This window comes from Pseudomonas sp. NPDC087185 (assembly GCF_044744955.1).
Taxonomy (GTDB): domain Bacteria; phylum Pseudomonadota; class Gammaproteobacteria; order Pseudomonadales; family Pseudomonadaceae; genus Aquipseudomonas.
This window is the reverse complement of the sequence record NZ_JBIUZK010000002.1, coordinates 426315-450987: the sequence shown is the minus strand read 5'-3', so window position 1 is coordinate 450987 and position 24673 is coordinate 426315. Positions and strand designations below refer to the sequence as shown.

The window sequence follows — 24673 nt, the reverse complement described above, 5'->3', positions numbered from 1 at the left end:
ATCGCTGGGGGCTTGCAGCCCCCGGTTTACTCGGTCTCTGACCTGAGGATATCGGTCAACACCTCAGCCAGCGCCTTGACCATCGGATCGGCCGTCGGCCGATGAAAGATCGCCGCCTCGAACACCTTGATCGGCTTGAACCCCTCCTCCACCCCCAGTATCCGATGCGCGGGGGTCACCACCCGGTGCGGCAGCAGGCTGACGCCCAAGCCTTGGGCCACCGCCTCCTGAATACCCGCCAGGCTCGAACTGGTGAAACCGATGCGCCAGTTGCGGCCCATGGCCTCGATGGCGTTGATCATGTCGTCACGGTACAGGCCGCGCGGCGGAAAGGTCACCAGCGGGATCGGGTCCTGGGCAAAGCATGGATACTGCGCGCTGTCGAACCAATCGATACGCTCCGGCTTGCAGGCTACGGCTTCACGGCTGTGACGGCGTTGCTTGACCAGCACCAGGTCCAACTCGCCACGGTCGTAGGTGCTCATCAGGTCACGGCTGAGCCCGCCGGTGATCTCCAGCTTGACCTTGGGGTTCTTGCGGTTGAACGCCGCCAGCGCCTGCATCGTCTTGCCCGCGACGAAGTCGTCCGGCAGGCCGATGCGCGCGGTCACCGTGACACCGCCCGACATCGCTTCGGTCAGCTGATTGCTCACCGCGAGCAGGTGCCGTGCGAAGCCCAGCAAGGTTTCACCGGCGTCGGTCGGGTGCACCTCCCGGTTGCTGCGGTCGAGCAGTTGCTGGCCGACCAGTTCTTCCAGGCGGCGGACCTTTTGGCTGACCGTCGACTGGGTGGAATGCAGGCGAGCAGCGGCGGTGGTGAAACTGCCGCAATCGGCGACCATCACCAGGGTACGCAGCATGTCCAGGTCGTAAATGGCGCGGTTGGGTTTGGTGGTGTCTGACATTTGGCGGGTTCAGCTTTGGGAGGAATGCTTGAAGCATGATGCCTGAAGCGGGAGGACATAGGGCTTTGCCTGTGTGCCAGAGGCGCTTGTATGGATGCACGCGAGCTGACTGGGGATGGAGAGACTGTTCTTAGGACTTGCCAGACGGCGCGAAGATGCGCACACCGGCATCCAGAAACACAAAAGCCCCGAATAATCGGGGCTTTTGTTGAAAAATATGGCGGAAGCGTAGAGATTCGAACTCTAGGATAGTTGCCCATCGACGGTTTTCAAGACCGTTGCCTTAAACCACTCGGCCACGCTTCCAGCTCGTTTTGCGGCCGCCATAATACCGTAATGAAACAAGCTGTCAAACTCTCTATGTCACCGGTTGCAAGAGCTCTGATAGACTCCTTTCCATCTGAACGTTTCAAAACCACAGGTTCATCAAGGAGTGTCGCCATGCGCGAACAGGATTATGCCGTACACAACGGCCAGCAGGTCGAGCAGCGCGAGGTCAGCAAGGTCCTGCGCAACACCTACAGCCTGCTGGCACTCACCCTCGCCTTCAGTGGTGTCATGGCTTTCGTTGCCCAGCAGATGCGCGTCGGTTACCCGAACGTATTCGTCGTGCTGATCGGCTTCTACGGCCTGTTCTTCCTCACCGCCAAGCTGCGTGATTCGGTCTGGGGCCTGGTTTCCACCTTCGCCCTCACCGGCTTCATGGGCTTCATCCTCGGCCCGATCCTCAACCGTTATCTGGGCATGAGCGGCGGCGCCGAAGTGGTCAGCTCGGCCTTTGCCATGACCGCCCTGGTATTCGGCGGCCTGTCGGCTTACGTGCTGATCTCCCGTAAGGACATGAGCTTCCTCAGCGGCTTCATCACCGCGGGCTTCTTCGTCCTGCTGGGCGCCGTTGTTGCCAGCTTCTTCTTCCAGATCAGCGGCCTGCAACTGGCGATCAGCGCTGGCTTCGTGCTGTTCTCGTCGGTCTGCATCCTGTTCCAGACCAGCGCGATCATCCATGGTGGCGAGCGCAACTACATCATGGCGACCATCAGTCTGTATGTATCGATCTACAACCTGTTCGTCAGCCTGCTGCAGCTGTTCGGCATCATGGGCCGCGACGACTGATACGGATCGGTTCACGTGCCACGACAAAGCCCGCTTCGGCGGGCTTTTTTGCACCCGCAAACTGACTTAAAAGTCAGCTTATGCAGCGATAAACCCGTGATCTTGTTGTGATCATGCTCCCCCCTACCGTAATCCCCCTTCACCCCGTAGAATGCGCTCCTTTTTTCTTCCGGGGCAGCTTCACCGATGAGCTCACACGAACACAGCCCAGGCGCGGATGCGCCTGTCAATGAACTGGTGCTTGGCCTCGAAGACAAGCCACGGCTGCTGATCGGCTTGCTGGCAGCGCTGCAGCACCTGCTGGCGATCATCGTGCCGATTGTTACCCCCGGCTTGCTGATCTGCCAGGCGCTGGGCGTTTCGGCGCGCGACACCAACCTGATCGTGTCGATGTCGCTGGTCATCTCCGGTATCGCCACCTTCGTGCAGTGCAAGCGCTTCGGGCCATTCGGTGCCGGGCTGCTGATCGTGCAAGGCACCAGCTTCAACTTCGTCGGGCCGCTGATTGCCGGTGGCGCACTGATGGTCAAGCAGGGCACGCCGGTGGAAAGCGTGATGGCAGCGATCTTCGGTGTGGTGATCGCCGGTTCGTTCGTCGAGATGGGCGTGTCGCGCATCCTGCCGTTCGTCAAACGCCTGATTACCCCCTTGGTGACTGGCATCGTCGTGCTGATGATCGGCCTGACCCTGATCAAGGTCGGCCTCATCAGCATGGGCGGCGGCTTCGGTGCCATGGCCAATGGCACCTTCGCCAATGGAGAAAACCTGCTGCTGTCGGGCGTGGTCCTGGCAATCATCGTGATCCTCAACCGTATCCCGGTGGTGTGGATGCGCAGTTGCGCCATCGTCATCGCCCTGGCTGTCGGCTACGCACTCGCCGGCTACCTGGGCCGCCTGGACTTCACCGGCATGCATGAAGCCGCGCTGTTCCAGGTACCGACGCCGCTGCACTTCGGCCTGGGCTTCTCCTGGGCGCTGTTCATCCCGATGCTGGTGATCTACCTGGTCACCTCGCTGGAAGCTATCGGTGACGTCACTGCGACCAGCAAGGTCTCGCGCCAACCGGTCGAAGGCCCGGTGTGGATGCAGCGGATCAAGGGCGGCGTACTGGTCAACGGGGCCAACTCGCTGCTGGCCGGCTTGTTCAATACCTTCCCGAGCTCGATCTTCGCCCAGAACAATGGCGTGATTCAGCTGACGGGCATCGCTAGCCGTCACATCGGCATCTGGATTGCCGTGATGCTGGTGGTGCTGGGCCTGTTCCCAAGCGTTGCCGGTGTGATTCAGGCAGTGCCTGAGCCGGTGCTGGGTGGCGCGGCCATGGTCATGTTTGGTGCGGTCGCGGCCTCGGGCATCAACATCCTGGCCAGCACCCGCCTGGACCGCCGTGCGCTGCTGATCATCGCTGTGTCGCTGGCACTCGGCCTGGGCGTGGCCCAGGTGCCGGAGTTCCTGGCGCACATGCCGGCGGCCATTCGCAACGTGCTGGAGTCCGGCGTTGCCACCGGCGGCATCTGCGCGCTGGTGCTGAACTGGTTCCTGCCAGAGAGCAAGGAACACGCCTGATCAGCCCGCCCCGGCCAACAAGCCCGCGCCCACTTGCGCGGGCTTTTTTGCTTTATCATGGCGGCATTCCTTTGCACGAGTTATCCATGAAATTCGCTATCGCGGTTTTTTCCCCGGCGCATGCGCCCTCCTCGCGGCGCGCCCTGCGCTTCGCCGAGGCGGCGCTGGCCGGCGGGCATGAGATTGCCCGGCTGTTCTTCTATCAGGATGGCGTGCACAGCGCCTCGGCCAATGTCGTCGCGCCCCAGGACGAAGCGGACATCGCCGCCCAGTGGCGCACCTTTATCACGACCCATCAGCTCGATGCCGTGGTCTGTATCGCCGCAGCCCTGCGCCGTGGCGTGCTCGACGAAACAGAAGCCAGCCGCTACCAGCGCCCGGCGGTCAACCTGCGCAAGCCGTGGGTGCTGTCCGGGCTGGGTCAGTTGCATGAAGCCGCACAACACGCCGACCGCCTGATCTGCTTTGGAGGCGACTGAAATGGCCAAATCCATGTTGATCATCAGCCGCCAGGCGCCCTGGAACGGCCCATCCGCCCGCGAGGCGCTGGACATCGCCCTGGCGGGCGGCGCCTTCGACTTGCCGCTGTGCATGCTGTTTCTCGATGACGGGGTTTTCCAGCTCGCGCCGGGCCAGCAACCCGCCGCCGTGCAACAAAAAAACCTCGCCGCCAACCTGCAGGCCTTGCCGATGTTCGGCGTCGAGGAACTGTTCGCCTGCCAGCACAGCCTGGCCATTCGCGGGCTGGTTGCCGATACCCTGGAGCTGCCGGTAAAGGTGCTGGACGACGCAGCACTGCAGGCACTGATTGCCCGTTTCGACCAAATGGTGACGCTCTGATGCCGACGTTGCACGTGATATCCCACTCGCCCTTCGGCGACGACCGCCTGGGCAGCTGCCTGCGCCTGCTCGGCAGCGAAGATGCCTTGCTGCTGTGCGGCGATGCGGTCTACGCCCTGCGCGACGGCAGCGAAACGCAGCGTTTGCTGCAAACAGCCGGCCTGGACCAACGCCTGTTCGCGCTCGACGAAGACCTGCAAGCCCGCGCCATCATCAGCACGCAGGCCAAGGCCGTGGACTACCAGGCGTTCGTCGCATTGTCGCTGGATTACGACAAGGTCAACAGCTGGCTATGAACACCCTGACGGTACACAACCAGGCAATCGCCCTGGACAAAGACGGTTTTCTGGTCGACCTGCAAGACTGGTCCCGCGACGTCGCCGAGGCGCTGGCCAAGCGCGAAAGCATTCCCCTGACCGCCGATCATTGGGAAATTCTCGAACTGCTGCGCCAGTTCTACGAGGAGTACCAGCTGTCACCGGCCACTCGACCGCTGATCAAGTACACCGCGCTCAAACTGGGCGTGGAAAAGGGCAACAGCCCGCACCTCAACCGCCTGTTCAACGGCACCCCCGCCAAACTTGCCGCCAAGCTGGCGGGCCTGCCCAAGCCGACCAACTGCATATGACCGACGCCCGCCCGCTTACCCTGGAAACCCCGGCCGAACACCCGTTCGCCGAATTCGTACGCATCCTTGGCAAAGGCAAGCGCGGTGCCCGCGGCCTGACCCGCGAAGAAGCCCGCGCGGCCATGACCCTGCTGCTGGAAGGCAAGGTCGAAGACACCCAGCTGGGCGCGTTTCTGATGCTGCTTAGGCACAAGGAAGAAAGCGCCGAGGAGCTGGCCGGTTTTACCGAAGCCCTGCGCGCTCATCTTCAGGCCCCGCGTATCGCCGTCGACCTGGATTGGCCAAGTTATGCCGGCAAGAAGCGCCACCTGCCCTGGTACCTGCTGGCCGCCAAATGCCTGGCCAGCAACGGCGTGCGCATCCTGTTGCACGGTGGCGGCGCGCACACCGCCGGGCGTATGTACACCGAGCAGCTGCTGGCGCTGCTGGAGATTCCGCTGTGCCGCGACTGGGCCGCCGTCGAGCAGGCACTGGACCAGCAGCACCTGGCGTTCTTCCCGTTGCAGGACTGGGCCCCGCAGCTGCAGCGGATGATCGACCTGCGCAACACCCTCGGCCTGCGTTCACCGATCCACTCGCTGGCGCGGGTGCTCAACCCGCTGAGCGCACGTTGCGGCCTGCAGAGTATCTTTCACCCCGGCTACCAGGCCGTGCACCGCGAAGCCAGCCGCCTGCTCGGCGACCATGCCGTGGTGATCAAGGGTGATGGTGGCGAGATCGAAGTCAACCCAGACGTCATCAGCCACCTGTACGGCACCCGCGCTGGCGAAGCGTGGGACGAGGAATGGCCGGCACTCAGTGAGCGCCGCCATGTGAAACCCGCCACGCTGCAGCCCGAACAATTGCTCGCCGTATGGCGCGGCGAGGCTGAAGACAGCTACGGTGAAATGGCGGTCGTTGCAACCATGGCCTTGGCACTGCGCGGCCTGGGACAGGACCGCGACCCGGCATTTGCGGCTGCACGTGCTTACTGGGACGCTCGAAACCAATCGAATAAGTAGATTATTACCCCGCAGTCTTTGCGCTATTTATTCGAACGTTTTCGCCTAGACTGGGCTCCAACGACCAACAACTTTGTTCCGAGGAGCTCACCATGGGCCTTTTGATCGACGGCCGCTGGCATGACCAATGGTACGAAAACGGCAAGGACGGCACGTTCAAGCGCGAGAATGCTCAACGCCGCAATCAGCTGCCCGCCCCCGAAGCCGGTCGCTATCACCTGTATGTCTCGCTGGCCTGCCCATGGGCGCACCGCACCCTGATCGTCCGCGCCCTCAAAGGGCTGGAGCCGTTGATCGACGTGTCGGTGGTCAGCTGGCTGATGCAGGAAAACGGCTGGACCTTCGACCAGCAGCATGGCTCTACCGGCGATCACCTCGACGCCCTGCAATTCATGCACCAGCGTTACACCCAGGATGACCCGCACTACACAGGCCGTGTGACCGTGCCCGTGCTGTGGGACAAGCAAGAGACGCGCATCGTCAACAACGAATCGTCAGAGATCATCCGCATCTTCAACAGCGCGTTCAACGAGCTGACCGGCAACCACCTGGACCTGTATCCGGAGCCGCTGCGCCCGACCATCGATGCGCTCAACGCACGCATCTACCCGGCCGTGAACAACGGTGTCTACCGTGCAGGCTTTGCCACCACGCAAGACGCCTACGAGGCTGCGTTCGACGACGTGTTCAACGCGCTGGATTACCTGGAAGACGTGCTGAGCCGCAACCGCTACCTGTCGGGGGAATACCTCACCGAGGCCGACGTGCGCCTGTTCACCACGCTGGTGCGCTTCGATGCCGTGTATCACGGCCACTTCAAGTGCAACCTGCGCCGGCTGAGCGATTACCCGAACCTGTCCAACTGGCTGCGCGAGCTGTACCAGTGGCCGGGCGTGGCACAGACTGTGAACATGGAGCATATCCAGAAGCACTACTACATGAGCCACAAGACCATCAACCCGACCGGGATCGTGCCGAAGGGGCCGCTGCAGGATTTCAACCTACCGCATGATCGGGAGCGGTTGGCGGGCAAAGGGATCTGGAGCTGAAAATGAAAAGGGCCGCTTAGCGGCCCTTTTCATTCAGTCTTGCTGTGACCCTTCGAACCAGGCCAGCTTCTCACGCAATTGCACCACTTCCCCGACAATCACCAGGGTCGGCGCATGCACTTCATGCTGAGCCACCAGCGCCGGCAAGTCTGCCAAGGTACCGGTGAACACCCGCTGATTCCGCGTGGTCCCCTGCTGCACCAGTGCCGCCGGAGTAGTCGCTGCACGCCCATGGCGAATCAGCTCGGCACAGATGGTCGGCAAGCCCACCAGCCCCATGTAGAACACCAGGGTCTGGGCCGGCGCCACCAGGTCATCCCACGGCAGGTTGCTGGTGCCGTCCTTGAGGTGCCCGGTGACAAAGCGCACCGACTGGGCATAGTCGCGATGGGTCAGCGGTATGCCGCCATAGGCGGAGCAACCACTGGCTGCGGTAATGCCCGGCACCACCTGGAATGGGATGCCCTGCTCGGCCAGCTCTTCGATCTCTTCGCCACCCCGGCCGAAGATGAACGGGTCGCCGCCTTTCAAGCGCAGCACACGCTTGCCCTGCTTGGCCAGGTCGACCAACAGGCGGTTGATCTGGTCCTGTGGTACGGCATGGTCGGCGCGGCGCTTGCCAACGTAGATGCGCTCGGCATCACGCCGGCACATCTCGATGATGGCCGGGGCTACCAGGCGGTCATACAGCACCACATCAGCCTGCTGCATCAGGCGCAAGGCACGGAAGGTCAGCAAGTCCGGATCACCCGGCCCCGCCCCCACCAGGTACACCTCGCCACCTTGCTGCACCGGCGCCCCGTCGACCATGGCCTGCAGCAGCCGCTCGGCCTCGGCGCCCTGCCCGGCCAATTGGCGCTCGGCAATCGGGCCCTGGAACACGTTTTCCCAGAAGCCACGACGCTGATTGACGTCCGGGTACAACGCCTTGACCGTGTGCCGGAACCGCGCGGCCAACCCGGCCAGCTCGCCATAGGCCGACGGAATCCAGGCCTCCAGCTTGGCGCGGATCAAGCGCGCCAGCACGGGGGCGTCACCGCCACTGGAGACCGCCACCACCAACGGTGAACGGTCGACAATCGCCGGGAAGATCACCGTGCACAGGGCCGGCGCATCCACAACGTTGACCGGCAGGCTGCGCGCCTGCGCATCGGTCGACACCTGGGCATTGAGCTCAGGGTCGTCGGTTGCCGCAATCACCAGGCGGCAACCGACCAGGTCGGCTGCCTGATAGCCCCGCACCAGGACCTCACCGCCAGCTTCACGGGCCAGCGCGGCCAATTGGCCGTCGACCTCGGGCGCCACCACCCGCAACGCGGCGCCAGCATCAGCCAACAGGCGCGCCTTGCGCAAGGCGATCTCGCCACCGCCGACGACCAGTACACGGCCGCCCTGCAGCTTGTGGAACAGCGGCAGGTAATCCATTTAGCGGATGACCTCGACACCGCCCATGTAGGGCTTGAGCACTTCCGGCACGACAATCGAGCCATCGGCCTGCTGGTAGTTTTCCAGCACGGCCACCAGAGTACGGCCTACTGCCAGACCGGAGCCATTGAGGGTGTGCACCAGCTCAGGCTTGCCGGTTTCCGGGTTACGCCAGCGGGCCTGCATGCGGCGGGCCTGGAAGTCGCCGCAGTTGGAGCAGGAGCTGATCTCGCGGTACTTGTCCTGGCTCGGCACCCACACTTCCAAGTCGTAGGTCTTCACGGCGCCGAAGCCCATGTCGCCGGTGCACAGCGCCAGTACGCGGTATGGCAGTTCCAGCAACTGCAGCACGCGCTCGGCGTTGGCAGTCAGGCCTTCCAGGGCTTCCATGGACTTGGACGGCTCGACCACCTGGACCATCTCGACCTTGTCGAACTGGTGCTGGCGGATCATGCCGCGAGTATCACGGCCCGAAGCACCAGCTTCACTGCGGAAGCACGGGGTGTGGGCAACCAGCTTGAGCGGCAGTTGCTTGGCGTCGATGATCTCGCCGGCCACCAGGTTGGTCAGCGACACTTCGGCAGTCGGGATCAGGTAGAAGTCGGCTTCGCCTTCGCGGGTGATCTTGAACAGGTCTTCCTCGAACTTCGGCAACTGGCCGGTACCCTGCAGGGCCGGGGCCTGGACCAGGTACGGGGTGTAGTGCTCTTCGTAACCGTGTTCACCGGTGTGCAGGTTGATCATGAACTGCGCCAGGGCGCGGTGCAGGCGGGCGATCGGGCCACGTAGCACAGCAAAGCGGGCGCCGGACAGCTTGGCCGCTGCCTCGAAGTCCAGGCCACCGCTGATCTCGCCCAGGGCGACGTGGTCCTTGATGTCGAAATCGAACGCCTTTGGCGTACCCCAACGGCGCACTTCGACGTTGTCGTCTTCGCTGGCGCCGACCGGCACGCTGGCGTCCGGCAGGTTGGGGATGGTCAGGACGATACCGTCCAGTTCGGCCTGGATCTCGTCCAACTCGACCTTGCCGGCAGCCAGCTCACCGGCCATGCGCTCGACGTCGGCCATCAGCGGCGCGATGTCCTCACCCTTGGCCTTGGCCTGGCCGATCGACTTGGAGCGGGCGTTACGTTCGGCCTGCAGTTGCTCGGTGCGGGTCTGCACCGCCTTGCGGCGCTCTTCCAGCGATTCGATGCGCGCGACATCCAGGCTGAAGCCACGGGAGGCGAGGCGGTCAGCCACTTCCTGAAGTTGGCCGCGTAACAGTTTGGAATCGAGCATGTCGTTCTCTCGTTATGTGTGTAGGTTGGTTCAGAGTCGGGTCAGGGACAGGCCGGCCCAGGTGGCCAGTAGCCCACCCATCACGCTAATACCGGTATAGCCCACGGCCAGGGGCACTTGCCCACTTTCCATCAGGCGCACGGTATCGAGCGAAAAGGAGGAAAACGTCGTCAGCCCGCCAAGGAAGCCGACGATCAGCCCGGCGCGCAGCTCCACCGGAGCCAGTGGCTTGTGCAAGAACAGACCGTAGAGCAGGCCGATCAGCAGGCAGCCGACCAGGTTGACCGCCAGCGTACCGAGATAGAAGTGCCGAGGCCAGTGGGCCGACACCCAGTTCGAGGCGGCGAAGCGCAGCAAGGTACCGGCGATACCGCCCGCGCTCACGGCGGCGATGAGTGCGATCACGGCTTTCTCCGCTGGCGGGGGCTGTTGCGGTCAAGGTCGGCCAGGTGCCGCAGTTTTTCGCCGATTTTCAGCTCCAGGCCCCGGGGCACGGGCTGGTAGTACTGGCGCGGCTCGAGTTGCTCGGGGAAGTAGTCTTCGCCTGCGGCGTAGGCATCGGGCTCGTCATGGGCGTAGCGGTATTCCTCGCCATAGCCAAGTTGCTTCATCAGCTTGGTCGGGGCGTTGCGCAAGTGCAGCGGCACCTCCAGCGAGCCATGTTCGGCGGCCTCGCGCAGGGCTGTCTTGAAGCCCACGTACACCGCATTGCTCTTGGGTGCGCAGGCGATATAGGTGATGGCCTGGGCCACTGCCAGTTCGCCTTCGGGGCTGCCCAGGCGCTCCTGCACGTCCCAGGCAGCCAGGCACAGGCTGAGCGCACGCGGGTCGGCGTTGCCGATGTCTTCACTGGCCATGCGTACCACGCGCCGGGCGATGTACAGTGGGTCGCAGCCGCCATCGAGCATGCGTGCGAACCAGTACAGCGCGCCGTCCGGGTTGGAACCGCGCACCGATTTGTGCAGGGCGGAAATCTGGTCGTAGAAGGCCTCGCCGCCCTTGTCGAAGCGCCGGCGGCTGTCGCCGAGCAGGCTCTGCAACAGGTCGACGCCGATTTCCCCGCCATCCTCGGCCAGGTCAGAGGCGTTCTCGAGAAAGTTGAGCATGCGCCGGCCATCGCCGTCGGCGGCGGCCATGAGCATCTTGAACGCGTCGTCGCCAACACTCAAATCACGCTTGCCCAGGCCGCGCTCTTCGCTCAGTGCCCGGTCTACGAGCTTGCGCAGTGCCGGTTCATCCAGGCTCTTGAGCACGTACACCCGTGCCCGCGAGAGCAAGGCATTGTTCAGTTCGAACGACGGGTTTTCCGTAGTGGCGCCGATGAAGATCAGCGTGCCGTCTTCGACAAAGGGCAGAAAGGCGTCCTGCTGGGACTTGTTGAAGCGATGCACCTCGTCGACGAACAGGATGGTGCGGCGGCCATACTGGCCGGCCTGCTGCTTGGCCACCTCGACGGCCTGGCGGATCTCCTTGACCCCGGCCAGCACTGCCGACACCGTTTCGAAGTGGGCATCGCAGAACTGCGCCAGCAGCCGCGCCAGCGTGGTCTTGCCCACGCCTGGCGGCCCCCAGAAGATCATCGAGTGCAGCGCACCCTGCTCCAGTGCCTCACGCAGCGGTTTGCCGCGCGCCAGCAGGTGCTCCTGGCCGACATACTCGTCCAGGTTGGACGGGCGCAGGCGGGCAGCCAGTGGCTGGGCAACGGGTTCGCTTCGAAACAGGTCCATGGTGCGCTCTGCTTACTCCTTGATGACGTCCGCGCCTTTGGGGATGTCGAACTTGAACTTGCTGTCCGGCACCGCCTGGTTGGCCTTCACGCCGTTGAACAGGATGTTGGTGCGCTGGCCGACGCTGTCGATCAGCTGCATGTCATTGATCAGGCCCTTGCGGAACGACACGCGCAGCGAGTCGAACAGGGTGTCCTTGGTTTTCGGCTTGAGGGTGAAGTCCATCACCTCCCCTTGCTCCTTGGAGGTGATGTCGAAGCTTTGGCTGATTTTCGACACGTCACCGGACAGCAGCAGCGCCGGGGTCTGGTTCAGGCGCACATCGAGCTTCTTGATGGTGGCTTGCTCCAGGTCCGGGTCCCACAGGGTGACGTTCTTGCCGTCGGACACCACTACCTGCTCCTGCGGTGCATCGGTGTGCCAGTAGAACAGGCCCGGACGTTTGACGGTCATCTTGCCGGTCGTCTCCTGCAGGCTGGTGCCCCCGGCATCCAGGGTCAGCTGGGAGAAATTGGCATCGATGGTCTGCGACTTTTCCAGCAACTGGGTCAGGCGTTGCACGTCCTGCTCGCCAGCGTAAGCCGACACGGAACCCAGAGTCAGGGCAGAAACCAACAGCATGCGAATCGCGCGCATGTTAATCCTCATTGAGCATTGAAGAAGCCGGGCGCCACCGTTGGCGCCCGGCAAGGTGTTCATCAGTCGCGCGGGCCGCCTGGGGCAATCACTTCCCGCGAGCCGTTGCTGTTCATCGGGGTAACCACGCCGGCCATTTCCATGGCTTCGATCATGCGCGCGGCGCGGTTGTAGCCGATCTTCAGCTTGCGCTGAACGGCCGAGATCGACGCCCGACGGCTTTCGAGGACGAACTGCACCGCCTCATCATACAGGGCGTCGCTCTCCGAATCCTCGTCGCCACCCCCGCCGCCACCGCCTTCGAAGCCGCTGCCGGCCTCTTCGACGCCGTTGAGGATATCGTCGTTGTAGTCCGGCGCACCACGCAGCTTCCAGGCTTCGACCACACGGTGCACTTCATCGTCGGAGACGAATGCGCCGTGCACACGGATCGGCAGGCTGGTACCCGGCGGCATGTACAGCATGTCACCGTGGCCCAACAGCTGCTCGGCGCCACCCTGGTCAATGATGGTCCGCGAGTCGATCTTGCTCGACACCTGGAACGCCATCCGGGTCGGGATGTTGGCCTTGATCAGGCCGGTGATCACATCCACCGACGGGCGCTGGGTGGCGAGGATCAGGTGGATGCCCGCGGCCCGCGCCTTCTGGGCAATACGGGCGATCAGCTCTTCGACCTTCTTGCCGACGATCATCATCATGTCGGCAAATTCGTCGACAACCACCACGATGGTCGGCAAGGTCTTCAGTGCTGGCGGCTCGTCGTCCATGCTCTCGCGGCGGTACAGCGGATCGTGGACGATCTCGCCGGCCTCCTGGGCGTCCTTGATCTTGCGGTTGAAGCCGGCCAGGTTACGTACGCCCATGGCCGCCATCAGCTTGTAGCGCCGCTCCATCTCGGCCACGCTCCAGCGCAAGGCGTTGGCGGCGTCCTTCATGTCGGTGACCACCGGGCACAGCAGGTGCGGAATGCCTTCGTAGATCGACAGTTCGAGCATCTTCGGGTCGATCATGATCAACCGCGCGTCTTCCGGGCCGGACTTGAACAGGATCGACAGGATCATCGCGTTCACCCCCACCGACTTACCGGAACCGGTGGTACCAGCCACCAGTAGGTGCGGCATCTTGGCCAGGTCGGTGATCACCGGCTTGCCACCGATGTCGTGCCCCAGGGCCAGGGCAACCGGGGATTTGGACTCGTCGAACAGCGGCGACGACAGCACTTCGGAGAAGCGCACCATCTGCCGGTTTTCGTTGGGGATCTCGATACCCACGGTGGTCTTGCCAGGGATGACCTCGACCACCCGCACGCTGGTAACCGCCAAGGACCGCGCAAGGTCCTTGGCCAGGTTGGCGATGCGGCTGACCTTGACCCCAGCCGCCGGCTGGATCTCGTAACGGGTGATGACCGGGCCCGGGTGGATGGAATCCACCGAGACTTCCACGCCGAATTCCTTGAGCTTGATCTCCAGCAACTGGCCGACACCGGCCAGGGATTCCGGCGAGTACTCGATCTTCTTCTGCTCGGCCGGGTCGAGGATGGAAATCGACGGCAAGGTGCCTTCCACGGCGCTGTCGACGAACAACGGCGCCTGCTTTTCCTTCATCACCCGCTTGCTCGGCTCCGGCGCCTTGGCCGGGGCGGGCGGGATGATCACCGGTGCCGTAGCTTGCTCGCGGGGCACCACCGCCTCGCGCGTCACAGTGGTTTCGCGCGGCATGACCGGGCGGGCGGGCGGCTCGTTACGCTCCACCACAGGCTCTGCGCGCTCGCGCAGCGGTGGCTTGGCGGGTTCACGCTTGTCGGGTTTTCCGCCCAGGTCGAAGCGCGGCTCGTCAACTTCGCGCAGTTGTGCCTCCAGGCGTTTGCGCTCGTTGCGCGCCTCCCACCAGCGGTTGGCCGCACCCTGCACCAGTTCGAACAGGTCGAGGGTGATCTTGCCGGTCATGTCCATCACCTTGAACCACGACAGGTCGGTGAACACGGTCAGGCCGAACAGGAACAGGGCGATGAACATCAGCGTGCTGCCCTGCACGTTCAACAGGTTGCGCGCCAGGTCCCCGAGGCTTTCACCCAACGCGCCGCCTGCGGAGAACGGCAGGCCCGCCGACGGATGGAAGTGAATGTGCGCCAGCGCCGCACCGGACAGCACCAGGAACACCAGGCCGATCAGGCGCCAGGAGAACAGCCAGCCACTCCACTGCCACGGCTGGTGGCGCTCGCGGAAGATCTGCCAGGTCTTGATCGCCAGCAGCAGCGGGAAAATGTAGGCGAAGTAACCGAGCACCATGAACAGGATGTCGGAGAAATAGGCACCGGCACGCCCGGCAGCGTTCTGCACCTGCTCGACGTTGCTGGTGTGACTGAAGCCAGGGTCGGAGGTGTCGTAGGTCAGCAGCGCCATCCACAAGTACAGGCACAGGGCGCCGACAGCGATCAACGCACCTTCCTTGAGGCGGTAATGCAGCTGCTGCCGCCACAAGGGCACAGGCAAAGGAGCTGGAGTTGCGGTGGATTTCTTCAAAACGCGTCTATTCCTGCGCGTGCTGCGCGTCCAGTAGTGATCGGCCGGCGCCCGGCCAATGAACCACTACTTTTAACATTACTGCCCGCCGGCCGCCATGACGGCACGCCGTATGGAGCTTGGCTGGGGGCGACTTTCGTATAGCTGCAATTTGAGCATGCATTTTCTTTTGTGACAAAGGCTTATGCTGTGTTTTTGCACAGGTGTGACAGCAAATGTGCCAGATGGTGCCTGTGGCCCCGTGAAAGCGTAGGAAAATGCCTATTGTTTCATCTGAACACACGCATTGCGCAGTAAACCCGCGCTCAGCATTGACCCCGCAACCCCGCCTTGCGATGCTGCCCTCTCCCCTCCCCTACCGCACGATAGACCATGCTCACCTGGCTGACCCGCGACTCGCTGACCTTCCCGCCCCTGGAAAAGGCCCTGCACGACCCCAACGGCCTGCTCGCCGCCGGCGGCGACCTGAGCCCCGAGCGCCTGGTGCAGGCCTATCGTCACGGCTGCTTCCCCTGGTACCAGGATGGCCAGCCGATTCTCTGGTGGTCACCCGACCCGCGCACGGTGCTGCTCCCGGACCAGCTGCATGTGTCGCGCTCACTGGCCAAGCTGATGCGCCAGGGCCGCTACCAGGTCAGCTTCGACAGTGACTTTCGCGCCGTGATCGATGCCTGCGCAGCCCCACGCGACTACGCCGACGGCACCTGGATTACCGACACCATGCGCAACGCCTACTGCGAGCTGCACAAGCGCGGTATCGCCCACTCGGTGGAAGTGCGCCAGGATGGCGAGCTGGTGGGCGGCCTGTACGGCCTGGCCATGGGCCAGCTGTTCTTCGGCGAATCGATGTTCAGCCGCGCCGACAATGCCTCCAAGGTCGGCTTCGTGACGCTGGTCAACCACTTGCGCGAGGCCGGCTTCGTGCTGATCGACTGCCAGATGCCGACCAATCACCTGCACAGCTTGGGCGCCCACGCCATCAGCCGCGCAAGCTTTGCCGAGTACCTGGCCCGTCACCTCGACCAGCCCAACACTGCTACCTGGGTCAGCTAGGCGAGTTCCAAGAGCTGGCTTACACTTAAAACACAGTCTCACCGAAGGGGTCGATCATGACAGAGTTGGCGCGGTTGAAGTTCTATGCCACTCAGCCCCACTCCTGCAGCTACCTGCCGGACGAGCAGGCGACCACGCTGTTCCTCGACCCCAGCCAGCCGATGGACGTGAACGTGTACGCCGACCTGTCGGAAATGGGCTTTCGGCGCAGTGGCGACCACCTGTATCGCCCGCATTGCCAGAATTGCAATGCCTGCGTGCCGGCGCGCATCCCGGCCGCGCGCTTCATCCCCAACCGCCAGCAGCGGCGCATTCTCAAGCGCAACACCGACCTCACCGTGACCGCCGCGCGGCCAGCCTTCAAGGAAGAGTATTTCGACCTGTACCGGCGCTACATCGAGACCCGCCACGCCGATGGCGACATGTACCCGCCCAGCCGCGACCAGTTCTCCACCTTCCTGGTGCGCGACCTGCCGTTCTGTTGGTTCTACGAATTCCGACTGGCAGGCCGCCTGCTGGCGGTGGCAGTCTGCGACCTGCTGCCCAATGGCCTGTCCGCGGTGTACACCTTCTACGAGCCTGACGAGGAACGGCGAAGCCTTGGGCGTTTTGCCATCCTCTGGCAGATCACCGAAGCCGTGCGCCAGGACCTGGAGGCGGTGTACCTCGGCTACTGGATCAAGAACTGCAAGAAGATGAACTACAAGACCCAGTACCGCCCCATCGAACTGCTCATCAACCAGCGCTGGGTCACCCTCAACTGAAAGCATTGGCTTGACACACTATTTTCCGGCATAATCCACGCCACTTTTTTGCCCGGTGCGGTTATGCGTCGGGCCTACACTGGATACCGAGGGCTCAACTGCATGTCGAAAGAAGACAGCTTCGAAATGGAAGGTACTGTCGTCGACACCCTGCCCAACACCATGTTCCGCGTGGAGTTGGAAAACGGGCACGTCGTAACCGCGCACATCTCCGGAAAGATGCGCAAGAACTACATCCGTATTCTCACTGGCGACAAGGTCCGCGTCGAGCTGACGCCGTACGACCTGAGCAAGGGCCGCATCACTTACCGTGCGCGCTAAGCTCCAGCCATGAAAAAGCCCGGCCATGTGCCGGGCTTTTTTGTGCCTGCAGAATTGCGGTACTGCATCACCCTTGTGGGAGCGGGCTTGCCCGTTCCCACAAGAGCCCCGCTTGTCAGGCCACCTCAGCCGTGGTCTCGAAGTCGAACACCAGCTCGCCATCGCGCAGGTCAATGTGTACCACACCGCCATGCTCGGCCAGCTCGCCAAACAGGATCTCTTCGGCCAACGGCCGCTTGATCTTGTCTTGGATAAGCCGTGCCATCGGCCGCGCCCCCATCTGCACATCGTAGCCAGAGGCCGCCAGCCAGCCGCGGGCGGCATCGCTGACTTCCAGCAGCACACGCTTGTCTTCCAGCTGCGCCTGCAGTTCGATGAGGAACTTGTCGACGATGCTCTTGATCGTCTCGTGGCTCAGGCGGCCAAACTGGATGATGGTGTCCAGACGGTTGCGGAACTCCGGCGTGAAGCTCTTACGAATGACCTCCATGGCATCGGACGCATGGTCCTGATGGGTGAAGCCGATCGAAGCACGCGCCGCGGTTTCCGCACCGGCGTTGGTGGTCATGATCACGATCACGTTGCGGAAGTCCGCTTTGCGCCCGTTGTTGTCGGTCAGGGTGCCGTGGTCCATCACCTGCAACAGCAGGTTGAAGACTTCCGGGTGAGCCTTCTCGATTTCATCGAGCAGCAACACGCAATGCGGCTGCTTGGTGATGGCCTCGGTCAGCAAGCCACCCTGGTCGAACCCGACATAGCCTGGCGGCGCACCGATCAGGCGCGACACGGTGTGCCGCTCCATGTACTCGGACATGTCGAAACGCACCAACTCGACGCCCAACGCCTTGGCCAACTGCCGCGCCGCTTCGGTCTTGCCCACACCGGTAGGGCCGGCGAACAGGAACGAACCGACCGGTTTGTCCGGCGCCTTGAGGCCGGCACGGGACAGCTTGATGGCCGTGGCCAGCGAGTCGATGGCGGCATCCTGGCCAAACACGGTCAATTTCAGGTCACGTTCGAGGTTACGCAGCAGCTCTTTGTCGGAGCTGGTAACGTGCTTCGGCGGAATCCGCGCGATCTTGGCGACGATGTCCTCGACCTGCGGCACGTCGATGCGCTTGACCCGGTTTGCCTCAGGCTGCAGGCGCTGGTAAGCACCCGCCTCGTCGATCACGTCGATGGCCTTGTCCGGCATGTGCCGGTCGTTGATATAACGCGAAGCCAGTTCGGCGGCGGCACGCAGAGCCTCGTCGCTATACTCGATGTTGTGGTGGCTTTCGAAGCGCCCCTTCAGGCCGCGCAGGATGCCAACAGTGTCTTCAACCGAAGGTTCGCTGACATCGACCTTCTGGAAACGCCGCGCCAGGGCACGGTCCTTCTCGAAGATCCCACGGAACTCCTGGAAGGTCGTCGAGCCAATGCAGCGGATCTCGCCGGACGACAGCAACGGCTTGAGCAGGTTGGACGCATCCATCACCCCGCCCGACGCCGCGCCGGCACCGATGATGGTGTGGATCTCGTCGATGAACAGGATGGCCTGCGGGCGTTTACGCAGCTCGCCGAGCAACGCCTTGAAGCGTTTCTCGAAGTCGCCGCGGTACTTGGTCCCGGCCAGCAGTGCGCCAAGGTCGAGGGAGTACACCACGCTTTGTGACAGCAAGTCGGGCACCTGGCCGTCGACGATGCGCTTGGCCAGGCCTTCGGCAATGGCGGTCTTGCCAACGCCGGCCTCACCGACCAGCAGCGGGTTGTTCTTGCGCCGGCGAGCAAGAATCTGCGCCACGCGCTCGACTTCCTGCTCACGCCCCACCAACGGGTCGATGCGCCCGGCACGGGCCAGTTCGTTCAGATTGCTGGCATAGGCATCCAGCGGGTTGCTCGAAGAAGAGGTTTCGCCACCCTCCTCGTCCTGCATTTCCTGGTCGCTTTCGGCGTGCGAACCATGGCCCGGCACCTTGGAAATACCGTGGGCAATGTAGTTGACCACGTCGATACGGGCCACGCTCTGCTGCTTGAGCAGAAACACGGCCTGGCTTTCCTGTTCGCTGAAGATCGCCACCAATACGTTGGCGCCAGTCACTTCGCGTTTGCCGGAGCTTTGCACGTGGAACACAGCACGCTGCAGCACACGCTGGAAGCCCAGCGTCGGCTGGGTTTCACGGTCCTCATCATTGACCGGAATCAAGGGCGTGGTGGAATCGATGAACTCTTGCAGGTCGTGCTTGAGTTTGTCGAGATTGGCGCCACAGGCGCGCAGAACGGTCGCAGCAGCCTCATTGTCAAGGAGTGCCAGCAGCAGATGTTCGACGGTCATGAACTCATGACGTTTCGAACGGGCCTCCTTGAAGGCAAGATTGAGGGTGACTTCGAGCTCGCGGTTTAACATAGCTTCACCTCATACCCAAGTGGTCGGCGATTAACCGTCCTTCTCGATTTCACAGAGTAGCGGATGCTGGCTTTCCCTGGCGTATTGGTTGACCTGCATGGCCTTTGTTTCGGCGATGTCACGGGTAAACAATCCGCACACTGCCCGCCCTTCGGTATGGACGGTCAGCATGATCTTGGTCGCCAGCTCGCGGTTCAAACTAAAGAACGTTTCGAGCACTTCGACGACGAAATCCATCGGCGTGTAGTCATCGTTGAACAAAACCACCTTGTACATCGGTGGCGCCTGCAGGATCGGTTTGGCTTCCTGAACAGCAAGACCTGAGCCGTCGTCCTCATTCGATTGCGGGCGATCCTGATTGAATGTTAGTCGAATCTCGCTACGTGCATGCATGGAAAGAATTTCATCATGATCGTCAGGTTAAGGTTGTGGGTTGACCGCACAGGCCACTCCCAGCGCGCGCGCCGGGTGACCTTGACTATCGGCAAAACGGTGTTACAACCAATAAGAACCCACCGTGGTCGATAAAGATCCGCGCAGTCAACCAGATTTTTCGCAAGGTTCGTATGCGGATGAAGTGGATGATACTCCAGTGATGGAGTCCTTTGCAGAGGGACATAGGGATGGCAAGCGGTAAAGTCAAGTGGTTCAACAATGCCAAGGGCTACGGATTCATCAATGAAGACGGGAAAACCGACGATCTGTTCGCCCATTACTCGGCGATCAAGATGGACGGTTACAAGACGCTCAAGGCCGGACAAGCCGTGACATTCGACATCGTGCAAGGCCCCAAGGGCCTGCATGCGGTCGAGATCGCCAACGCTGCCGCCAGCGCCTCAACAGGAGCACCGCACTCAAGCACCGCTGAAGCCTGATCCCTGCTTTCTGCCGGTATACGAAAAAACCGGCCGCCTCTTCAAGAGAGACGGCCGGTTTTATATTGCCTTACATATGCTTGATCATCTCGTCGCCAAACCCTGAACTGCCCACCAGCTTCGCGCCTTCCATCAGCCGCTCGAAGTCATAGGTCACGGTCTTGGCCGCAATCGCGCCATTGGTGCCCTTGATGATCAGGTCGGCCGCTTCGGTCCAGCCCATGTGGCGCAGCATCATTTCTGCCGAGAGAATCACCGAACCCGGGTTGACCTTGTCCTGGCCCGCGTACTTGGGCGCGGTGCCGTGGGTGGCCTCGAACATGGCCACGGTGTCCGATAGGTTGGCGCCGGGCGCAATGCCGATACCACCCACTTCCGCCGCCAGGGCGTCGGACAGGTAGTCACCATTGAGGTTGAGGGTGGCGATCACGTCATACTCGGCCGGGCGCAGCAGGATCTGCTGGAGCATGGCGTCGGCGATGGCGTCCTTGACCACTACCTCGCGGCCGGTCTTGGGGTTCTTGAACTTCATCCAGGGGCCGCCGTCGAGCAGCTCGGCGCCGAACTCGTCCTTGGCCACCTCGTAGCCCCAGTCCTTGAAGGCCCCTTCGGTGAACTTCATGATGTTGCCCTTGTGCACCAGGGTCAGCGACTCACGGTCGTTGTCCACCACATACTGCAGGGCCTTGCGCACCAGGCGCTTGGTGCCCTCGCGGGAGACCGGCTTGACGCCGATGCCACAGTCCTGGTCGAAGCGGATCTTGGTAACGCCCATTTCCTCCTTGAGGAATTTGATCACCTTGTTCGCCTCGGGCGAGCCGGCTTTCCATTCGATGCCGGCGTAGATGTCCTCGGAGTTCTCGCGGAAGATCACCATGTCGACATCGCCAGGCTTTTTCACCGGGCTCGGTACGCCCTGGAACCACACCACAGGGCGCAAGCACACATACAGGTCGAGCTGCTGGCGCAAGGCCACGTTGAGCGAACGGATGCCGCCACCGACCGGAGTGGTCAGCGGGCCCTTGATCGACACCACGTATTCGCGAACCGCGTCGAGGGTCTCCTGCGGCAGCCAGGTGTCCTGGTCATAGACCTGGGTGGCTTTCTCGCCGGCGTACACCTCCATCCAGGCAATCTTGCGCTTGCCACCGTAGGCCTTTTGCACGGCAGCATCCACGACTTTGATCATGACAGGCGAAACGTCGACACCAATCCCGTCGCCCTCGATATAAGGAATGATGGGGTGGTCGGGCACATTGAGCGAATGGTCTGCATTGACGGTGATCTTGCTGCCGTCGGTCGGAACCTTGATTTTCTGGTATCCCATGCTTGCACTACTCCGCTTTCGGGTGTGATTGGACATCATGCGATCCCACTGAGCCTAAACCACATCCGCCGACCTGCAAGCACTGCGACAACACACCACATTGCCCCTACGTCTTTGGTCTTATAAATGGCGCCGATGTCACATCGCCTTGCTGAATAGCCCGATTGGTTTGATATACTGCGCCGCGACCGAAGGGTCACCGGGGCGAACCCTAGGAAAATGCGGCTCGCCCTCGGCCAGCGATGGCCACGAAGCCTGGGCTGTTACCGCAGCTCAGCACTTGACGCTCGACTGATGCATCCACCATCACCGCTCGCAGCCTCTCGACTTTCCGCTCATGGCGTCGCCAGGGCGAAGCGCCTACCCTGCGCACCTCGAGACTCGAGTACGCTCAGCACATAGAGAGTTAACCCGCATGCCCACCCGTTCCAAGATCATCTATACCTTCACCGACGAAGCCCCTGCCCTCGCCACCTACTCGCTGCTGCCGATCGTCGAAGCTTTCACAGCTTGCGCTGACATCGCCGTCGAAACGCGCGATATCTCCCTGGCAGGCCGTATCCTCTCGGCATTTCCGGAGCAACTCGGCGCCGACAAGCAGGTAGCCGATCATCTGGCGGAACTGGGCCAGCTGGCCACCACCCCTGAAGCCAACATCATCAAGCTGCCGAACATCTCGGCCTCGGTCCCGCAATTGAAAGCGGCGATCAAAGAGCTGCAGGGCAAGGGCTACAACATCCCGGACTACGCCGACGAGCCGGCGACCGCCGAAGAAAAAGAATCCCGCGCGCGCTACGACCGCATCAAGGGCAGCGCCGTGAACCCGGTACTGCGCGAAGGCAACTCCGACCGCCGCGCACCGCTGTCGGTCAAGAACTACGCACGCAAGCACCCGCACAAGATGGGCGCCTGGGCCGCCGACTCCAAGTCGCACGTTGCCCACATGACCCAAGGCGACTTCTACGGCAGCGAAAAAGCCGCCCTGATCGAGGCTGACGACAGCCTGCGCATCGAGCTGGTCGGCAAAGACGGCAGCACCACCGTGCTGAAAGAAAAGACCACCGTCAAAGCCGCTGAAATCATCGACTGCGCCACCATGAGCCGCAAAGCCCTGAAAGCCTTCATCGCCGAGCAGATCGCCGATGCCAAGGCCTCCGGCGTGCTGCTGTCGGTGCACCTGAAAGCCACCATGATGAAGGTCTCCGACCCGATCATGTTCGGCGTCATCGTCGAAGCCTTCTATGGCGAAGTCCTGGCCAAGCACGCTGCCGCCCTGACCGAAGTCGGCTTCAACGCCAACAACGGCATCGGCGACCTGTACGCCCGCATCAAGGACCTGCCAGCTGACAAGCAGGCCGAGATCGAAGCCGACATCCAGGCCCTGTATGCCGAGCGTCCAGCCCTGGCCATGGTCAACTCCGACAAAGGCATCACCAACCTGCACGTGCCGAGCGACGTCATCGTCGACGCCTCGATGCCGGCCATGATCCGTGACTCGGGCAAGATGTGGAACACCGCCGGTGAACTGCAAGATGCCAAGGCGATCATCCCTGACCGCTGCTACGCCGGTATCTACCAGGCCACCATCGAAGACTGCAAGGTCAACGGTGCCTTCGACCCGACCACCATGGGCAGCGTACCGAACGTTGGCCTGATGGCGCAGAAGGCCGAAGAGTACGGTTCGCACGACAAGACCTTCCAGATCAAGGCCGACGGCGTGGTACGCGTGGTCGATGGCAAGGGCAAGGTCGTTCTGGAACAGAACGTCGAAGCCGGTGACATCTTCCGCATGTGCCAGACCAAAGACGCGCCGATCCAGGACTGGGTCAAGCTGGCCGTCAACCGCGCCCGCCTGAGCAACACCCCTGCGGTGTTCTGGCTGGACCCGGCCCGCGCCCACGACGGCGTGATGATCGAGAAGGTGCAGGCGTACCTGAAGGATCACGACACCGCTGGCCTGGACATCCGTGTCCTGGCGCCGGTCGATGCCATCAAGTTCTCCCTGGCCCGCATCCGCGAAGGCAAGGACACCATCTCGGTGACCGGCAACGTGCTGCGCGACTACCTGACCGACCTGTTCCCGATCATGGAGCTGGGCACCAGCGCCAAGATGCTGTCGATCGTGCCGCTGATGAACGGCGGTGGCCTGTTCGAAACCGGCGCCGGCGGTTCGGCACCGAAGCACGTGCAGCAGCTGGTCGAAGAGAACTTCCTGCGCTGGGACTCGCTGGGTGAATTCCTGGCCCTGGCCGCTTCCCTGGAGCACCTGGGCAACACCTACGAGAACCCGCGCGCCAAGGTCCTGGCCAACACCCTGGACCAGGCTACCGGCAAGTTCCTCGACACCAACAAGTCGCCTTCGCGCAAAGTCGGTGGTATCGACAACCGCGGCAGCCACTTCTACCTGACCCTGTACTGGGCTGAAGCCCTGGCCGCTCAGGCTGACGACGCCGCCCTGCAGGCGCGCTTCGCACCGCTGGCAAAAACCCTGGCCGAGAACGAAGCGACCATCGTCGCCGAGCTCAACGCCGTGCAGGGCAAGCCAGTCGACATCGGCGGCTACTACGCCCCGAATGCCGAGCTGACCGCCAAGGTGATGCGCCCAAGCCAGACCCTGAACAGCGCCATTGCCGCCCTGTAAGGTTCGCTTGAAGTAACAGCACAAACCCCGGCCACGCACCGGGGTTTGTGCGTTTTGGGAATCAGCACTGCTGCGCAGCCTATCGCCGGCTTGCCAGCGATGGACCGCAAAGCGGCCCCGGCAATCTGAAAGGACACCGCAAATGACCTGGCAACCCCACATCACCGTCGCCACCATCGTCGAGCACGAAGGCAAGTTCCTCTTCGTCGAAGAGTTCAAAGCCGGCCAGCACGTGTTCAACCAACCCGCCGGCCACCTCGAAGCCTTCGAGACCCTGCCCCAGGCCGCCCTGCGCGAAACCCTCGAAGAAACCGCCTGGGAAGTCGAGCTGACCGGCGTGGTCGGCATCTACCTGTACACTGCCCCCAGCAACGGCGTGACCTACCAGCGCATCTGCTTCGCCGCGCGCCCCGTGCGCCATCACACCGATCTCGCCCTGGACAGGGACATCGTCCGCGCCGTCTGGCTCACCCGTGAAGAACTGCTGGCCGACCCCACCCGCTGGCGCAGCGAGCTGGTGCCGCGCTGCCTCGACGACTACCTGGCAGGCCCGCTGCACAGCCTCGACCTGCTGCGTGACTGACGCGCCGGCTCGGGTTTGATAGAATCGGCG

Annotated in this window: 24 protein-coding genes and 1 tRNA gene; 14 read left to right on the top strand and 11 right to left on the bottom strand. The window is 62.7% G+C overall.

Annotated features, from left to right (window positions below):
* Positions 1–26: 26 nt before the first annotated feature.
* Together ACIPIJ_RS07305 and ACIPIJ_RS07300 are read right to left on the bottom strand one after the other, a co-directional pair.
* The gene (locus tag ACIPIJ_RS07305; RefSeq protein ID WP_401074369.1) at positions 27–905 is read right to left on the bottom strand and encodes a LysR substrate-binding domain-containing protein; all 879 of its coding nucleotides are present in this window, start codon (positions 903–905) and stop codon (positions 27–29) included.
* 218 nt (positions 906–1123) lie between these two features.
* Positions 1124–1211: transfer RNA gene (locus ACIPIJ_RS07300), tRNA-Ser, on the bottom strand.
* Positions 1212–1346: 135 nt separating this feature from the next.
* Between ACIPIJ_RS07300 and ACIPIJ_RS07295 the strand changes: the two genes are divergently transcribed.
* The 8 genes from ACIPIJ_RS07295 to ACIPIJ_RS07260 all read left to right on the top strand — a co-directional run bounded on the left by ACIPIJ_RS07295 (position 1347) and on the right by ACIPIJ_RS07260 (position 7102).
* On the top strand, positions 1347–2018 hold the full coding sequence (locus ACIPIJ_RS07295; RefSeq protein WP_400794346.1) for a Bax inhibitor-1/YccA family protein: 672 nt from the start codon (positions 1347–1349) through the stop codon (positions 2016–2018).
* A gap of 186 nt (positions 2019–2204) precedes the next feature.
* Positions 2205–3584, top strand: coding sequence for a nucleobase:cation symporter-2 family protein (locus ACIPIJ_RS07290; protein ID WP_401074366.1), 1380 nt, complete (start codon positions 2205–2207; stop codon positions 3582–3584).
* 86 nt (positions 3585–3670) lie between these two features.
* Positions 3671–4063 (top strand): sulfurtransferase complex subunit TusD, encoded by a 393-nt coding sequence (gene tusD, locus ACIPIJ_RS07285; protein WP_401074364.1) that lies wholly within the window; start codon positions 3671–3673, stop codon positions 4061–4063.
* 1 nt (position 4064) lies between these two features.
* Positions 4065–4424, top strand: coding sequence for a sulfurtransferase complex subunit TusC (gene tusC, locus ACIPIJ_RS07280; protein WP_401074361.1), 360 nt, complete (start codon positions 4065–4067; stop codon positions 4422–4424).
* The gene (gene tusB, locus ACIPIJ_RS07275; protein WP_401074358.1) at positions 4424–4720 is read left to right on the top strand and encodes a sulfurtransferase complex subunit TusB; all 297 of its coding nucleotides are present in this window, start codon (positions 4424–4426) and stop codon (positions 4718–4720) included. Before tusC ends, tusB begins: the two co-directional genes overlap by 1 nt.
* Positions 4717–5052, top strand: a complete 336-nt coding sequence (locus ACIPIJ_RS07270; protein ID WP_401074355.1) for a TusE/DsrC/DsvC family sulfur relay protein — start codon at positions 4717–4719, stop codon at positions 5050–5052. The genes tusB and ACIPIJ_RS07270 overlap by 4 nt, the downstream gene beginning before the upstream one ends.
* On the top strand, positions 5049–6053 hold the full coding sequence (locus tag ACIPIJ_RS07265) for a glycosyl transferase family protein (RefSeq protein ID WP_401074352.1): 1005 nt from the start codon (positions 5049–5051) through the stop codon (positions 6051–6053). The genes ACIPIJ_RS07270 and ACIPIJ_RS07265 overlap by 4 nt, the downstream gene beginning before the upstream one ends.
* Positions 6054–6145: 92 nt before the next feature.
* Positions 6146–7102, top strand: coding sequence for a glutathione S-transferase family protein (locus ACIPIJ_RS07260; RefSeq protein ID WP_401074350.1), 957 nt, complete (start codon positions 6146–6148; stop codon positions 7100–7102).
* Positions 7103–7135: 33 nt separating this feature from the next.
* Here the strand turns inward: ACIPIJ_RS07260 and cysG are convergent, their stop codons facing one another.
* The 6 genes from cysG to ACIPIJ_RS07230 form a co-directional block, all read right to left on the bottom strand.
* Positions 7136–8527: a siroheme synthase CysG gene (gene cysG, locus ACIPIJ_RS07255; protein ID WP_401074347.1), complete on the bottom strand. Its 1392-nt coding sequence runs from the start codon at positions 8525–8527 to the stop codon at positions 7136–7138.
* Positions 8528–9808: a serine--tRNA ligase gene (gene serS, locus ACIPIJ_RS07250; protein ID WP_401074344.1), complete on the bottom strand. Its 1281-nt coding sequence runs from the start codon at positions 9806–9808 to the stop codon at positions 8528–8530.
* A 30-nt stretch (positions 9809–9838) separates the two neighbouring features.
* Entirely contained in the window at positions 9839–10213 is a 375-nt protein-coding gene (gene crcB / locus ACIPIJ_RS07245) for a fluoride efflux transporter CrcB (RefSeq protein WP_401074341.1), read from the bottom strand.
* Positions 10210–11535, bottom strand: coding sequence for a replication-associated recombination protein A (locus ACIPIJ_RS07240; RefSeq protein WP_401074338.1), 1326 nt, complete (start codon positions 11533–11535; stop codon positions 10210–10212). Before ACIPIJ_RS07240 ends, crcB begins: the two co-directional genes overlap by 4 nt.
* 12 nt (positions 11536–11547) lie before the next feature.
* Positions 11548–12171, bottom strand: a complete 624-nt coding sequence (gene lolA, locus ACIPIJ_RS07235; protein WP_401074335.1) for an outer membrane lipoprotein chaperone LolA — start codon at positions 12169–12171, stop codon at positions 11548–11550.
* Positions 12172–12233: 62 nt separating this feature from the next.
* Positions 12234–14693: a DNA translocase FtsK gene (locus tag ACIPIJ_RS07230; protein WP_401074332.1), complete on the bottom strand. Its 2460-nt coding sequence runs from the start codon at positions 14691–14693 to the stop codon at positions 12234–12236.
* 372 nt (positions 14694–15065) lie between these two features.
* On the opposite strand from ACIPIJ_RS07230, the gene aat reads away from it, so the two are divergent.
* The 3 genes from aat to infA all read left to right on the top strand — a co-directional run bounded on the left by aat (position 15066) and on the right by infA (position 16831).
* Positions 15066–15746 carry a leucyl/phenylalanyl-tRNA--protein transferase gene (gene aat / locus ACIPIJ_RS07225; protein WP_401074329.1) on the top strand — a complete coding sequence of 227 codons (681 nt, stop codon included), beginning with the start codon at positions 15066–15068 and terminating at the stop codon, positions 15744–15746.
* A gap of 56 nt (positions 15747–15802) precedes the next feature.
* Positions 15803–16510 (top strand): arginyltransferase, encoded by a 708-nt coding sequence (locus tag ACIPIJ_RS07220; RefSeq protein WP_401074326.1) that lies wholly within the window; start codon positions 15803–15805, stop codon positions 16508–16510.
* Between the two features lie 102 nt (positions 16511–16612).
* Positions 16613–16831 carry a translation initiation factor IF-1 gene (gene infA, locus ACIPIJ_RS07215; RefSeq protein ID WP_002553999.1) on the top strand — a complete coding sequence of 73 codons (219 nt, stop codon included), beginning with the start codon at positions 16613–16615 and terminating at the stop codon, positions 16829–16831.
* 115 nt (positions 16832–16946) lie between these two features.
* Here the strand turns inward: infA and clpA are convergent, their stop codons facing one another.
* Complete coding sequence (clpA, locus tag ACIPIJ_RS07210; RefSeq protein WP_401074323.1) at positions 16947–19217, bottom strand: ATP-dependent Clp protease ATP-binding subunit ClpA; 2271 nt, start codon at positions 19215–19217, stop codon at positions 16947–16949.
* Between the two features lie 30 nt (positions 19218–19247).
* Entirely contained in the window at positions 19248–19610 is a 363-nt protein-coding gene (gene clpS, locus ACIPIJ_RS07205; protein WP_012315251.1) for an ATP-dependent Clp protease adapter ClpS, read from the bottom strand.
* A gap of 230 nt (positions 19611–19840) precedes the next feature.
* Between clpS and cspD the strand changes: the two genes are divergently transcribed.
* Positions 19841–20092: a cold shock domain-containing protein CspD gene (gene cspD / locus ACIPIJ_RS07200; RefSeq protein WP_401074320.1), complete on the top strand. Its 252-nt coding sequence runs from the start codon at positions 19841–19843 to the stop codon at positions 20090–20092.
* A 70-nt stretch (positions 20093–20162) separates the two neighbouring features.
* Here cspD and icd read toward each other — a convergent pair whose 3' ends face one another.
* Entirely contained in the window at positions 20163–21419 is a 1257-nt protein-coding gene (gene icd / locus ACIPIJ_RS07195; protein WP_401074317.1) for an NADP-dependent isocitrate dehydrogenase, read from the bottom strand.
* A 415-nt stretch (positions 21420–21834) separates the two neighbouring features.
* On the opposite strand from icd, the gene ACIPIJ_RS07190 reads away from it, so the two are divergent.
* A complete protein-coding gene (locus tag ACIPIJ_RS07190; protein ID WP_401074314.1) occupies positions 21835–24060 on the top strand; it encodes an NADP-dependent isocitrate dehydrogenase in 2226 nt (741 codons plus the stop codon).
* Between the two features lie 142 nt (positions 24061–24202).
* Positions 24203–24643, top strand: coding sequence for an NUDIX hydrolase (locus ACIPIJ_RS07185; protein ID WP_401074311.1), 441 nt, complete (start codon positions 24203–24205; stop codon positions 24641–24643).
* The last annotated feature ends 30 nt before the right edge of the window (positions 24644–24673 follow it).